The organism is Cellulosimicrobium sp. TH-20 (assembly GCF_002105775.1).
Lineage (GTDB): Bacteria > Actinomycetota > Actinomycetes > Actinomycetales > Cellulomonadaceae > Cellulosimicrobium > Cellulosimicrobium funkei.
On sequence record NZ_CP020857.1, the window covers coordinates 93651 to 106067 of the forward strand.

Sequence of the window (12417 nt, forward strand, 5' to 3'; positions counted from 1 at the left end):
GCTGGAATCGTCGGGCCCAAGGTCCCGGATGCTCAGGACGCCCACAGCCTGCGCCCGGCGTCTTCGCCGGTGCGGCCACCGCGCCCGCGCACCGCACGAGAGGCGGCGCACGGTGGCCGCGAGGGGGAAGTTAGTGACGCCGGACCGGGAGCGCCTCTCGGCGCGTGGCCGCTCGTAGCGGCTGAGTGTGGAGCCCGGGGCTACCGCGGCCCGGCGTCGAGATCCATCGTACGTGCCGCACCCCGGTCGGGGTACCCGTGTTCGCGCTCCGCGAGACCGCCCCCGCCCGCCGTGCAGGCCGACGGCGGATCCCGCACCCTCCGCGCCCGCGAGGTCCCGACGGGCCCGACCAGGAGGTTTCGGTCGGCCGAGCAGGCGGTCTCGGCTCGTGACATGGCACGGACGCGCCAGGTCCGCCTGCTCGGCGACGACCGGGGCCCCCGCCAGCGTGGAGGAGCGCGCGCTCAGTCGAGGCGGTCGGCGCGCCAGAGCTCGGCGGCGCGCTCGAGCTCCTGGGCGGTCCGCAGCAGCGAGCCCGCGCCCCGGGTCGTGCGCAGGGCGCCGTCGGGGTCGGCGACCTCGCGCGCGTCGGCGTCGAACGCGGCGCCGGTGGCGAGGATGCGGCAGAACGATCCCGCGCGCTCGAGCGCGACGGCGAGGTCGCCCGTGAAGACGCCGGACAGCACCGCGTCGGCGAGGTCGCGCACGTCCTGCGGCCCCGGCGGCCGGGGCACGCCCGCGATCGCCTCGTGGACGGGCGCGGCGTCGACCCCGAGCCGGTAGCGGAGGGTGACGGTCTGCGGGTCGCGACGCACCCACTCGCGCAGCACGTAGAGCCGCCACAGCGCCCCCGGCAGGGAGTTGGGCGCGGCGTCGGACCACAGGCCGGCGACGACGTCGAGGCCCTCGGTCTCGACGAGGTGGACGAGCCGCTCGACGACCTCCGGGTCCTCGGTGTCGCGGGCGCGGTGGACGATGGCGTGCGCGGTGGTGTGCGCGACCCGGTCGCGGAGCGCGGGGTCGAGCTCGCCGGGCAGCTCGTCGGCGTCGCGCGGGTCGAGCATGGCGGGGCGGCGAGGTCGCTGCGTGCGGTCGGACCGACCGGGGTCGGGCCGGGCTCCGGGGGTGGGGACGTCGTCTGGCACCCGCCCAGTCTCCACCCGGGCCCGCGACGCGCGCAGCCTCCGGGGGGTGCTCGGGGCCGGACCTCGTTCGCCGCGCCACGGTCCGCACCCCGCCCTACAGTGACGACAGAGGGACGACAGGAGCTGCCACCGGCTCCGGGACGGAGCGGAGGGCGAGATGTCGAGCAGCGGCGCAGCAGGTCAGAGGACCGTGAGCGAGCGGAGCGCCCACCGGAAGGCGATCGGCCTCGCCGTCGCGGCCGCGGTCGGCGGCTTCCTCTTCGGGTTCGACAGCTCGGTCATCAACGGCGCCGTCGCGGCGATCGAGGGCCAGTTCGACCTCGACTCCGCGGTGACGGGCCTCGTCGTCGCGATCGCTCTCCTCGGGTGCGCGCTCGGCGCGTGGTCGGGCGGCCGCCTCGCCGACCGGTGGGGCCGCACGCGCGTCATGGTGTTCGGCGCCGTCCTGTTCTTCGTCTCCTCGATCCTCTCGGCGATCGCGTGGTCGGCCTTCGACCTGGCGATCTGGCGGTTCATGGCGGGTGTCGGCATCGGTATCGCGTCGGTCATCGCGCCCGCGTACATCGCGGAGATCGCGCCGGCCCGGCTGCGCGGCCGCATGGGCTCGCTCCAGCAGCTCGCCATCACGATCGGCATCTTCGCCGCGCTGCTCTCCGACCAGCTCCTCGCGGAGACGGCGGGCGGGGCGTCCAACGAGCTGTGGCTCGGGTGGGAGGCGTGGCGCTGGATGTTCCTCGTCTGCGTCGTCCCCGCGGCGGTCTACGGCATCCTCGCCCTGCGCATCCCCGAGTCGCCCCGGTACCTGGTGGCGAAGGGCCGGGACGACGAGGCGCGCGCCGTGCTCGAGTCCGTGCTCGGCCCGGACGAGGACGTCGACGACCGCATCGCGCAGATCCACCGCTCGATCGTCGTCGACGAGAAGAACGCGCAGGAGGGCACGCTCCGGGGGTCGACGTTCGGCCTCAAGCCGATCGTGTGGGTCGGCATCCTGCTCTCGGTGTTCCAGCAGTTCGTCGGCATCAACGCGATCTTCTACTACTCCACGACGTTGTGGCAGACCGTCGGCTTCGACGAGAGCCAGTCGTTCCTGTTCTCCACGATCACCGCCGTGACCAACGTGGCGGTGACGTTCGTCGCCATCGTCCTGGTCGACAGGGTGGGCCGACGGCCGATCCTCCTCGTCGGCTCCGCGGGCATGACCGTCTCGCTCGCCGTGATGGCGTTCGCGTTCACCCAGTCGAGCGGGAGCGGCGACAACATCTCGCTGCCCGACCCCTGGGGGCCGATCGCCCTGGTCGCGGCGAACGCCTTCGTCGTGTTCTTCGGCGCCTCCTGGGGGCCGCTGGTCTGGGTCCTGCTCGGCGAGATGTTCCCGAACCGCATCCGTGCCGCCGCGCTCGGCGTCGCGGCGATGGCTCAGTGGCTCGCCAACTTCACCGTCACGATCGCCTTCAAGCCCGCCCTCGACACGTTCGGCGCCTCCGTCCCGTACACCGCGTTCGCCGTCTTCGCGGCGCTGTCCTTCGTCTTCGTCCTCGCGAAGGTCCCCGAGACGAAGGGCGTCGAGCTGGAGGACATGGGAACCACGGCGGATCGCCGGGCGCCCCAGTAGTCGTCGCGCGGGCGGCCGCCCGGATAGGAGGGGCCGCCCGCGCGGGGCCGTCGCGTTCCTCGACGGCCCCGCACCGACTCGCTCAGCAGTTCGCTACGCCGCGGATGTAGGCGGGGTTGGCACTGTTCTTGACCCAGTACCAGCTGACCGTCTTCCCCGGGGCTACTGACTTGCAGCCGATGTCGATACCCCAGGCGATGTCGAGCCGCTTCTTCTGGGTCGAGGACGTGCAGTTCTTGTAGTACGACGTGTACGGCGTCTGTCGGTAGATCTTGTTGCTGGCGACGTAGGTCCACGAGGTGTGCTGAACCTTCGAGAACCCGCAGGGCGCTGCCTGGCTGCTGGGCGCCGTCGCCACCAGACCGCCGAACGCGAGCGCCGCCGTCGCGGCCGCCGACCAGAGTCTTCGACCTGTGCTCCTCATCTTCTCCCCCTTCTCCAATCCCCTCGCCGTCGAGGGGTGGTGGCCTCACCGTAGGGCGACGGAGCACCTCGCGCCCGTCGAGAGTGGACCCTCGATCCACCGATGGTTGCTACAAGCAACTTTGCAGAGTATGCTTGCCTGCAGCAACCAAGGAGTGCCTGTGCCTGTGACCGCCCTTCCCGCGACCGACGTCGCGCACCCCGGACTCACCCCCGACCCGTCCCCCGCGGCGGGACTCGTCCGCGCGCTCGACGACCTGGCGCGCGCCCAGCGGGAGTCCGCCGTCCGGATCGCCCGCGACCTCGACATGCCGCGGGCGTCGTTCGGCCTGCTCCGGATGCTCCAGCACTGCGGCCCCGTCCAGCTCGGGGACGTCGCGGCGAAGCTCCGGGTCGACCTCTCCGTCGCGAGCCGCCAGGTGAGCCACCTGGTCGACGCGGGCCTCGTGCGCCGCACGGTGGACGACGACGACCGGCGGGCCCGGACCGTCGAGCTCACCGAGGCGGGCCGCGCGCTCCTGGTGCGGGCGTACGAGCACATCGACGTCCTCGCCGCGACGACGTTCGCGGACTGGGGCGACGAGGAGATCGTCGAGGCCACGCGCCACATCGAGCGCGTCGCCGCGGCGGTCGTCGCGGTCCACGACTCCCCCCGCGCCGCCGGGTGACCGACGACGTCCGGCGGCCCTGCGCCGTCGGGCCCGCGCCCCGACCACCGGCCGCACCGCGGACCGGCCCCCGACCACCTGACACCGCCCCCCGACACGTGCGCCCCGCCCCGGCCTCGTGAGCAAGGAACCCAGCGCCTGATGACCAGCACCCCCGCAGAACGCACCGCACCGCCCGGCAGCGCCGGAGCCCCCGCACCGATGACCCGCCGCGAGGTCATGGAGTCCCTCTCCGGGATCCTCCTCGGCATGTTCGTCGCGATCCTCGCGAGCTCGATCGTCTCGAGCTCCCTCCCGAAGATCGTCAGCGACCTCGACGGCTCGCAGTCGTCGTACACGTGGGTCGTCACCTCGACCCTCCTCGCCATGACGATCTCGACCCCCATCTGGGGCAAGCTCGCCGACCTCACCAACCGCAAGGTCCTCATCCAGATCGCGCTCGTCGTCGCGGTCGTGTCCTCCGCGCTCGCGGGGCTCTCGCAGAACGTCGGCACCCTCATCGCGCTGCGCGCGTTCCAGGGCATCGGCGCCGGTGGCCTCATGGCGCTCGCCACGGTGCTCATCACCGACATCATCTCGCCGCGCGAGCGCGGCAAGTTCATGGGCCTCATGGGCGGCATCATGGCCGTCAGCCAGATCGGCGGGCCCCTCCTCGGCGGCGTCCTCACCGACGCCGTGAGCTGGCGCCTCAACTTCTTCGTCGGCCTGCCGTTCGCCATCGCCGCGATCGTCGTCCTCCAGCGCACGCTGCACCTGCCGAAGGTCGCGCGCCGCGTCGTCCGGATCGACTACTGGGGCGCGATCCTCATCAGCGCCGGCGTGTCCTCGCTCCTGCTGTGGGTGACGTTCGCCGGGCAGAACTTCGAGTGGCTCTCGTGGCAGACCTTCGCGATGGTCGGCGGCGCGGTCGTCGCGCTCGTCGGTGCCGTGCTCGTCGAGCGCGTCACGCCCGAGCCGCTCATCCCGCTGCACCTGTTCAAGAACCGCACGTTCGTCCTCGCGGTCGTCGCGTCCGTCGCGGTCGGCGTCGCGATGTTCGGGACCGCCGTGTTCCTCAGCCAGTACATGCAGGTCGCGCGGGGCAAGACGCCGACCGAGTCCGGCCTCCTCACGATCCCGATGATCGTCGGCACGTTCGTCGCGTCGACCCTCTTCGGCCAGCTCATCACGCGCTACGGCCGCTACAAGGCCTTCATGGTCACCGGTGGCGCGGTCCTCGTCGCCTCGCTCTTCGCGCTGTCGACGATCGACTACCACACGAGCTTCACGCTCATCAGCGTCTACCTGTTCTTCCTCGGCGTGAGCATGGGCATGCTCATGCAGAACCTCGTGCTCGCCGTGCAGAACACGCTCGCCGTGGAGGAGATGGGCGCCGGGACCTCGACCGTCGCGTTCTTCCGCAGCCTCGGCGGCGCGATCGGCGTGTCCGTGCTCGGCGCGGTGCTCGCGAACAAGGTCACGACGTCGATCCAGGACGGCCTCGCGCAGCTCGGCGTGCCGGCCGGGTCGATGGGCGGCGGCAACGCCGTGCCCGACGTCTCGACCCTGCCCGCGCCGATCAAGGACCTCGTCGAGAAGTCCTACGGCGACGGGATCGCCGAGATCTTCCTCGTCGCGGTGCCGCTCGCGCTCGTCGCGCTCATCGCCGTGTCGTTCCTCAAGGAGGTGCCGCTCGGCACCAAGACCGGCCTCCAGGAGCGCCTCGAGAAGGAGGCGGCCCTGCTCGGCGCGGACGCCCCCGTCGACGCGACCCCCGGTCGCGTGACCCTCGCGGAGGAGACGGAGTCCACGCTGCTCGGCGCCTATGAGCCCGCGGGCGTGGTCGACGACGAGGCGACCGCGCGCCGGTCGCGCTGACGTCGGCGTCCCCGCCGCACGGGGGCACCGCCGACACACCCCGAGGGGGTGGTCCCGGACCGTCCGGGACCACCCCCTCGGTCGTGCGCGGGGAGCTCCCGTCGCCCCGTGCGGGTGAGGTTCCGGGGAGGAAGGTGACCGGGCCGTGCCCTTCGCGCCATGATGGCCCTGTGCCCCCCGAGACCGCTCCGGCCCGCCCCGCTCCCGACACCGCGCACGTCGACGACGACGCGTACGTCGACCTCGAACGCGAGCTGCGGATCCTGCTGCGCCGCGCCGGCGCGGTCGCCACGGGCATGGCCCGCCGGATCCATCCCGACCTGGAGGCGAGCGCCTACCCGCTGCTCGCCCACATCGCCGACCACCCCGGCGTCCGCGGCTCGGAGCTCGCGGCGCAGTTCGGCGTGGGGCGCGCGACGATCTCCCGCCAGCTCAGCCGCCTGCACGACCTCGGCCTCGTCGCGCGCGAGGTCGACCCCGACGACTCGCGCGGGCAGCTCATCACCCTGACGCCCGACGGCGAGGCGCGGCTCCACGCGGCGCACAGCGGGCGGGTCACGTCGATCACCGAGGCGCTGGAGGGCTGGGACCAGCGCGACGTCGCGACGCTCGCGACGCTCCTGCACCGGTACTCCGAGGACGTCGTGCGCTGGGCCGCCAACCGGTGACCCTGGCCCCCGGCGCGGCATGACCGTGCCCGACGGCGCCCGCCCGCCCCACGACGCCCCGCGCGGCCGCGGGGTGGCCCGGGTCCGACGGCGGCCCGTCGTCGCGCTCGTCCTCGCGCTCGTCGTGGTGGCGGGACTCGTCGTCGCGACGCGTGTCCCCGACCCGTGGGGCGACGTCGGCGGCGACGTGCTCTACGCCGTCGCGACCTTCGTCCTCGTGGTCCTCGTGGCGCCGCGCGTGCGCCCGCTCGTGGCGGGCGCCGTCGCGCTGGGGTGGTGCTGGGCGGTCGAGGCGCTCCAGGCGACGGGCGTCGCCGCCGCCGTGAACGACGCGGTCCCGCCCGCGGCGTGGCTGCTGGGCAGCACGTTCGCGGTGCGGGACCTGGTCTGGTATCTGGTGGGCGTGGCGCTCGCGTGCGTGGTCGACGCGGGCGTCGGCGCCCGGTCGGCTACTCCGCGCCGGCCTCGAACGTCAGGCTGACCGAGTTCATGCAGAACCGGTCGCCCGTCGGGGTCTGGGGCGCGTCGTCGAACACGTGGCCCAGGTGCGAGCCGCAGCGCGCGCAGCGCACCTCGGTGCGCACCATGCCGTGGCTGCGGTCGGTGAGCAGCTCGACGCGGTCGCCCGCGAGCGGGCTGAAGAAGCTCGGCCACCCGCAGTGCGAGTCGAACTTCGTGTCCGAGCGGAACAGCTCGTTCCCGCACGCCCGACACGCGTAGACGCCGACGCGCTTCTCGTCGAGCAGCTCGCCCGTCCACGCGCGCTCGGTCCCGGCCTGCCGCAGCACGGCGTACTCCTGCGGGGACAGCTCGGCGCGCCACTCGTCGTCGGTCTTCACGACCTCGTAGGGCTGGTTCTCGTGGGTCTGGCTGGTCATGGTCCACCTCCGACGGTCCCAACCACGCCGACCGCTCCCGTGTTCCCGCCCCGCCCCACCCGCTGAGGGCAGGAAAAAGTCGCGGCCGAACCGGTTCGACCGCGACTCTCTCCTGCCTCAGCGTGGGGGCGTCAGCGCGGGCTGGAGGTCGAGTAGACGGTGCTCGACCCGCCGGCGGGGCGCTGCGCACGGCCGCGGCCGCCACGGCGGCGGCCGCCGCCCTGGCCTGCTGCGCCGTTCCCGGCGCCCGAGGTGCCGCGGCCGTCCCGGGCGCCCTCGGGGCGACCCGCGCCCGTCGCGCGCTGCACGGGGCGCTGACCGCCCTGGCCGCGCGACGCCGTCGTGCCCTGGCCCGCGGGCTGCGCGGCCGCGCGTGCGCCGCCCTGGCCGCCACGGCCACGGCGCGACGCGCGCGACCCGCCGTTGGACGAGCCCGTGCCGCGCTTCGCCTGCGTCTGCGGCGGCGTGATGTCGGACGGACGCACGTACTCCGCGACCTCGCCGACGAGGCCCTTGATCGTCGCGTCGCCCGGGGCGACCGGCTGCGGCTGGGCCGTGATCTTCGCCTTGCGCGTGAGGTCGCGCACGTCGCCGCGCTGCTCCGGGAGCATGACGGTGACGACGACGCCCTCCGACCCGGCGCGGGCGGTGCGGCCCGAGCGGTGCAGGTACGCCTTGTGCTCCGCCGGCGGGTCGACGTGCACGACGAGCTCCACGTCGTCGACGTGGATGCCGCGCGCCGCGATGTCCGTGGCGACGAGCACCTTGACCGCGCCCGACGAGAACGCCTCGAGGTTGCGCTCGCGCGCGCCCTGGCCGAGGTTGCCGTGCAGGTCGACGGCGGGGACGCCCGCCGCGGTGAGCTGCTTCGCGAGCTTCTTCGCCTGGTGCTTGGTGCGCATGAACAGCACGCGGCGGCCCGTGCCCGAGGCGAGCTCGTGCACGATCTGCTTCTTCGCGTCCGCGTCGCGCACCGCGAGGATGTGGTGCGTCATCTGCGGGGGCGCGGCCGCGGCGTCGTCCACCGAGTGGCGCACCGGGTTGCTGAGGTAGCGCTTGACCAGCTGGTCGACGCCGTTGTCCAGCGTCGCGGAGAACAGCATGCGCTGCCCCTGCTTCGGCGTCTTGTCCATGATGCGCTTCACGCCGGGCAGGAACCCGAGGTCGGCCATGTGGTCGGCCTCGTCGAGCACGGTGATCTCGATGCCGTCGAGCGTGAGCAGGCGCTGGTTGAGGAGGTCCTCCAGGCGGCCCGGGCACGCGATGACGATGTCGGCGCCCTTGTCGAGCGCGGCGACCTGGCGCGACTGCGCGACGCCGCCGAAGATCGTCGTCGTCACGAGCCCGAGCGCCTTCGCGACGGGCTCCATCGTCGCGTTGATCTGGTTGGCGAGCTCGCGCGTCGGGCACAGCACGAGCGCACGGGGCCGGCGCGGGTGGCGCGACGACTTCGCCCACGACAGGCGGGCGACGGTCGGCAGCGAGAACGCGAGCGTCTTGCCGGAGCCGGTGCGGCCGCGGCCGAGGACGTCACGGCCCTTCAGCGAGTCGGGCAGCGTGGCGGTCTGGATGGGGAACGGGGAGTCGATGCCCTGGCGCGAGAGCTCGCGCACGACAGGGGTGGGCAGGCCGAAGTCGGCAAAGGAAGTCACAGGTGATGGGCCTCTCGGGGCTCAAGGTCGGGGTCCGCCGCACGCAATCCGGGGGGATCTCCACGACGCCGGGCGCGCGGGATCGCGCTGCCCTCGAACGTCCAGTGTCTCATGACCGACGACGGGCGGCCGGGTGAGGTGCGTCTCGGCACCCTCGGGCACAGGGCCCTGTGGTGGAATGTCGCGCGTGCACGCCCTGGCGAACGCCCTCACCGTCCTGCCCGCCCTCCCCCGAGGCGGGGTCGCGGGAGCGCCCGACGACGCCTCCACCACGGGCGGTGACGTCGCCGCGTCCGTGGGGGACGTCGTCGGGCAGGTGTGGGAGGCCGCGACGACGCCCGTCCCTCCCCCGGCGGCCGCCGTGGTCGTCGCGATGGGCGCCCTCGCGCTCGTCGTCGTGCTCGTCACGCCCGTGTGGCGCGTGGCCCGGCACGTCGTGACCATCGCGCACGAGGCGTCGCACGCGATCGCGGCCCTGCTCACGGGCCGTCGGCTCGCGGGCATCCGCCTGCACTCCGACACGTCGGGGCTCACCGTCTCGTCCGGGCGCCCGCGCGGGTTCGGCATGGTCCTCACCGCGTTCATGGGATACGTCGGCCCCGGCCTCATCGGCCTGGGGGCGGCCGCGCTGCTCCGCCAGGGGTACGCCGTCGGGCTGCTGTGGCTGCTCGTCGTGCTGCTCGCCCTCATGCTGCTGCAGATCCGCAACTGGTTCGGGCTCTGGTCCGTGCTCGTCACCGGCGCCGCGCTCGTCGGGGTGTCCTGGTGGGCGACGCCGCCCGTGCAGAGCGCCGTCGCCTACGCCGTGACGTGGTTCCTGCTGCTGGGCGCCGTGCGGCCGGTGCTGGAGCTGCAGTCCGAGCGGTCGCGCGGCCGGGCGAGCACCTCCGACGCCGACATCCTCGCGCGCCTCACCCGCCTGCCCGGCCTGTTCTGGGTCGGGGTGTTCCTCGTCGTGACGGTCGGCGCCGCCGTGCTCGGCGGGTCGTGGATCGTCGGGCCCGCCGCCTGACCCTCGCGTACCGGTCGCACCCCGGTCGAGCGGGCCTCGCACGCCGGTCGAGACACGACGACGGGCCGCCCGCCGGAGCGAGCGGCCCGTCGTGGGACCGAGGACGCGCCTGGAGGAGGAGGACGCGTCGTCGAGATGGTCCGGCGCGAGCGCCGGGAACGTCCCGTCAGCCCTGCGGCGTCAGGACGAACGCCGGTCCCTGCGCGTTCGGGTCCGTGTCGAGCGTGAGGTTCGCGAGGGTCGGTGCCGTGGCGGACTCCACGAACACCTTCGCCTCGCCGTTCTCCACGACCGTGTCGTCGGGCTGCGGGGCGGGGACGAGCGCGAGCTCGAAGCTGCCCGCCTGGTCCGCCGACTCGGCGATCCGCAGACCGCCTCCCTCGGGGACGCCGGCCTGGGTCTGCAGGTCGTGGACAGCGGTACGGGCGTTGTCGGTCAGGGTAAGCACGAGAGCTCCTCTCGTCGCCGGGCGGAACCTGCGGGACACGTCCGTGCGGCCCACGCCTGGCCGGCGTGACCTGCCGTCGGTGCACCCTCCCGCGGGCTCCTCGGTCTTCTCCACCGAAACAAGAACCCGCGACCGTCGCAAGCGAAACGCCCGGTTCTCACCAAATTTCTCACGGAGCAAGACCGCGCGTGACACGTCGAGGAGCGCCGCATAGGGTGCGCGCCCGCCGGGGGTCGCGGTCTGAGATCGGCACCCGCTACCGGGGTCGGCACGTTCTGCCGCGTTCGGCAGTCGCACGTGCCGATCTGCGTCGGGACTGCCGAACTCGGTCGGGACTGCCGACGGCGGGGCGCGGGTAGCCTGTGCGTGGACGCCACCAGCGTCCAGGGCCTCTAGCTCAATCGGCAGAGCTGCGGACTTTTAATCCGTAGGTTGTGGGTTCGAACCCCACGGGGCCCACTGCTGACCTGTGGACGCCCCGGCACCCGTCAGGCGCCGTCGAGCGCCGCGACGACGAGCCCGAGGACCACCGCTACCAGTGCGAGGGGCCAGCCCCAGCCGGCGAGCGAACGACGCAGCCGCGGGTCCTGCGTCACCACGTAGGCCGAGCGCAGGAGCACTGCGGCCAGCAGCCCCGTGACCAGGGCGAGCAGCAGCAAGACGTCGACGAGCACGCGCGCACTCTCTCACGACGCGGCTCGGCGGACGGCCACACCCCCGTCGGCACCGGTCAGCGCCCGCGCGCAGGGTCGGGTCGGGTCAGCAGACGCTCAGGCCGTGAACGTCGCCCAGACGGTCTTGACGTCGTCGGTCCGGTACCAGCCGACGTCGAGCGAGAGCTGGCGGGCCATGTGCAGGCCGACGCCGCCTGCGCCGGGGATGCGGCGCCCGGCGTAGACGGGCTCGGTGGACACGTCGTGGTCGGCGACCTCGAGGAGGAACCGGTCGCCGCTGCGGGCGAGGCGCACGATCGTCGGGGGCAGGCCGTGGCGCAGCGCGTTGGTCGCGAGCTCCGAGGCGATGAGGACGAGCTTGTCCGGCGTGGACGAGAGCCGACCGGTCGACGCGACGCCCTGGCTCTCGAGCGTCGCCACGAGGCCGGCGCGCAGCGCGGAGAGCTCCTCCGTCGTGGAGAGCACCCACTCCTCCACGAGCTGGTACTCCTCGGGCGGCATCGACGTGATGAGGTCGGCGTCGTCGAGGGGGACGTCGATCAGGGTCTGGTCGTCCACGCGGGGGTACCTCCAGCGGCTTGAAGGAGCGGAGCGGCCACCCTGACACGCGAACCCCCGGCCCGCACCCCGTCCCGCCCGGCTCGCCAGGGCCCGCCGGCACGGCCACCGGGACCGGGCCGGTCAGCGGCGGTCGGCGGCCCGACACCGCCCGTTCATCCCCCGTTGGTTGCGCGCAGGACGGGCGCGGCCGGACCGTCGGACCATGGCGATCGAGGACGAGGACCGCGAGATCGACGTCGTGGTGGAGCGGGTCAGCACGCGCTTCCCAGACGTGCCGGTGGAGGACGTCCGTGAGCAGGTGCTCGCGGAGCTGGGCCGGTACCAGGCCGCGCACGTGCGCGACTTCGTGCCGGTGCTGGTGGAGAACGCGGTGATGGACGTGCTGCGCTCGGGCGAGCGGGCGCACCGGCCGCCCCGCGGGAGCGTGCGCCCCGACCGATGAGTCCGGGTGTGGGCGGCCGTCGGTACGTTCGCGGCGGGTCGACCGACCTGCCCCGACGACGAGGAGCTCCCATGTCCTTCCAGGCCTATCTCGACGCGGTCGAGGACAAGACCGGTCTGACCCCGCGCCAGCTGGTCGACCTCGCGCACGAGCGCGGGTTCGACGAGACGACGAAGGCGACCCCGATCCTCGAGTGGCTCCGGGACGACTACGGCCTGGGCCGCGGGCACGGCATGGCGATGGTCCACGTCATCACGAAGGGCCCGCAGATCTCGTCGAAGCACGTGGGGTCCGACGGCTCGCACCGCGACGACTCCGACACGCTGTGGCTCGACGGCAAGGCGACCCGGCCGGCCTGACACCCGGCGGGCCCGGCG

The 12417-nt window shown here is 73.5% G+C and carries 15 protein-coding genes and 1 tRNA gene; 9 read left to right on the forward strand and 7 right to left on the reverse strand.

From position 1 onward, the window contains the following. Positions 1 to 464: 464 nt before the first annotated feature. Positions 465 to 1064, reverse strand: coding sequence for a hypothetical protein (locus tag B8281_RS00405; protein ID WP_085386555.1), 600 nt, complete (start codon positions 1062 to 1064; stop codon positions 465 to 467). 238 nt (positions 1065 to 1302) lie between these two features. Here B8281_RS00405 and B8281_RS00410 point away from each other — a divergent pair, with 238 nt between their 5' ends. Further along, complete coding sequence (locus B8281_RS00410; protein WP_085386556.1) at positions 1303 to 2757, forward strand: sugar porter family MFS transporter; 1455 nt, start codon at positions 1303 to 1305, stop codon at positions 2755 to 2757. An 82-nt stretch (positions 2758 to 2839) separates the two neighbouring features. Here the strand turns inward: B8281_RS00410 and B8281_RS19025 are convergent, their stop codons facing one another. Further along, positions 2840 to 3181: a hypothetical protein gene (locus B8281_RS19025; protein ID WP_144721531.1), complete on the reverse strand. Its 342-nt coding sequence runs from the start codon at positions 3179 to 3181 to the stop codon at positions 2840 to 2842. Between the two features lie 166 nt (positions 3182 to 3347). Between B8281_RS19025 and B8281_RS00415 the strand changes: the two genes are divergently transcribed. The 4 genes from B8281_RS00415 (at position 3348) to B8281_RS00430 (ending at position 6854) form a co-directional block, all read left to right on the forward strand. Continuing rightward, positions 3348 to 3848 (forward strand): MarR family winged helix-turn-helix transcriptional regulator, encoded by a 501-nt coding sequence (locus B8281_RS00415; protein WP_051028182.1) that lies wholly within the window; start codon positions 3348 to 3350, stop codon positions 3846 to 3848. 141 nt (positions 3849 to 3989) lie between these two features. After that, the gene (locus tag B8281_RS00420; RefSeq protein ID WP_085386557.1) at positions 3990 to 5705 is read left to right on the forward strand and encodes an MDR family MFS transporter; all 1716 of its coding nucleotides are present in this window, start codon (positions 3990 to 3992) and stop codon (positions 5703 to 5705) included. Positions 5706 to 5875: 170 nt separating this feature from the next. Beyond that, on the forward strand, positions 5876 to 6373 hold the full coding sequence (locus B8281_RS00425; RefSeq protein WP_034652516.1) for a MarR family winged helix-turn-helix transcriptional regulator: 498 nt from the start codon (positions 5876 to 5878) through the stop codon (positions 6371 to 6373). 19 nt (positions 6374 to 6392) lie between these two features. Further along, positions 6393 to 6854 carry a DUF2809 domain-containing protein gene (locus B8281_RS00430; protein WP_232322627.1) on the forward strand — a complete coding sequence of 154 codons (462 nt, stop codon included), beginning with the start codon at positions 6393 to 6395 and terminating at the stop codon, positions 6852 to 6854. On the opposite strand, the gene msrB is transcribed toward B8281_RS00430, so the two are convergent. Further along, positions 6823 to 7251 (reverse strand): peptide-methionine (R)-S-oxide reductase MsrB, encoded by a 429-nt coding sequence (msrB, locus tag B8281_RS00435; protein WP_034652513.1) that lies wholly within the window; start codon positions 7249 to 7251, stop codon positions 6823 to 6825. The genes B8281_RS00430 and msrB overlap by 32 nt on opposite strands. A 131-nt stretch (positions 7252 to 7382) precedes the next feature. After that, a complete protein-coding gene (locus B8281_RS00440) occupies positions 7383 to 8903 on the reverse strand; it encodes a DEAD/DEAH box helicase (protein WP_085386558.1) in 1521 nt (506 codons plus the stop codon). 295 nt (positions 8904 to 9198) lie between these two features. On the opposite strand from B8281_RS00440, the gene B8281_RS00445 reads away from it, so the two are divergent. Further along, the gene (locus tag B8281_RS00445) at positions 9199 to 9915 is read left to right on the forward strand and encodes a M50 family metallopeptidase (protein WP_232322825.1); all 717 of its coding nucleotides are present in this window, start codon (positions 9199 to 9201) and stop codon (positions 9913 to 9915) included. A 166-nt stretch (positions 9916 to 10081) separates the two neighbouring features. Here the strand turns inward: B8281_RS00445 and B8281_RS00450 are convergent, their stop codons facing one another. Then, positions 10082 to 10363 carry an iron-sulfur cluster assembly accessory protein gene (locus B8281_RS00450; protein WP_021479822.1) on the reverse strand — a complete coding sequence of 94 codons (282 nt, stop codon included), beginning with the start codon at positions 10361 to 10363 and terminating at the stop codon, positions 10082 to 10084. A gap of 386 nt (positions 10364 to 10749) precedes the next feature. On the opposite strand from B8281_RS00450, the gene B8281_RS00455 reads away from it, so the two are divergent. Further along, a tRNA-Lys gene (locus tag B8281_RS00455) sits at positions 10750 to 10822 on the forward strand. 29 nt (positions 10823 to 10851) lie between these two features. On the opposite strand, the gene B8281_RS19030 is transcribed toward B8281_RS00455, so the two are convergent. Further along, entirely contained in the window at positions 10852 to 11037 is a 186-nt protein-coding gene (locus tag B8281_RS19030) for a hypothetical protein (protein WP_137279715.1), read from the reverse strand. Between the two features lie 96 nt (positions 11038 to 11133). Further along, the gene (locus tag B8281_RS00460) at positions 11134 to 11595 is read right to left on the reverse strand and encodes an ATP-binding protein (RefSeq protein ID WP_021479821.1); all 462 of its coding nucleotides are present in this window, start codon (positions 11593 to 11595) and stop codon (positions 11134 to 11136) included. Between the two features lie 205 nt (positions 11596 to 11800). Between B8281_RS00460 and B8281_RS00465 the strand changes: the two genes are divergently transcribed. Then, positions 11801 to 12040: a three-helix bundle dimerization domain-containing protein gene (locus B8281_RS00465; protein WP_034651271.1), complete on the forward strand. Its 240-nt coding sequence runs from the start codon at positions 11801 to 11803 to the stop codon at positions 12038 to 12040. A 71-nt stretch (positions 12041 to 12111) separates the two neighbouring features. Beyond that, complete coding sequence (locus B8281_RS00470; RefSeq protein WP_034651273.1) at positions 12112 to 12399, forward strand: DUF4287 domain-containing protein; 288 nt, start codon at positions 12112 to 12114, stop codon at positions 12397 to 12399. The last annotated feature ends 18 nt before the right edge of the window (positions 12400 to 12417 follow it).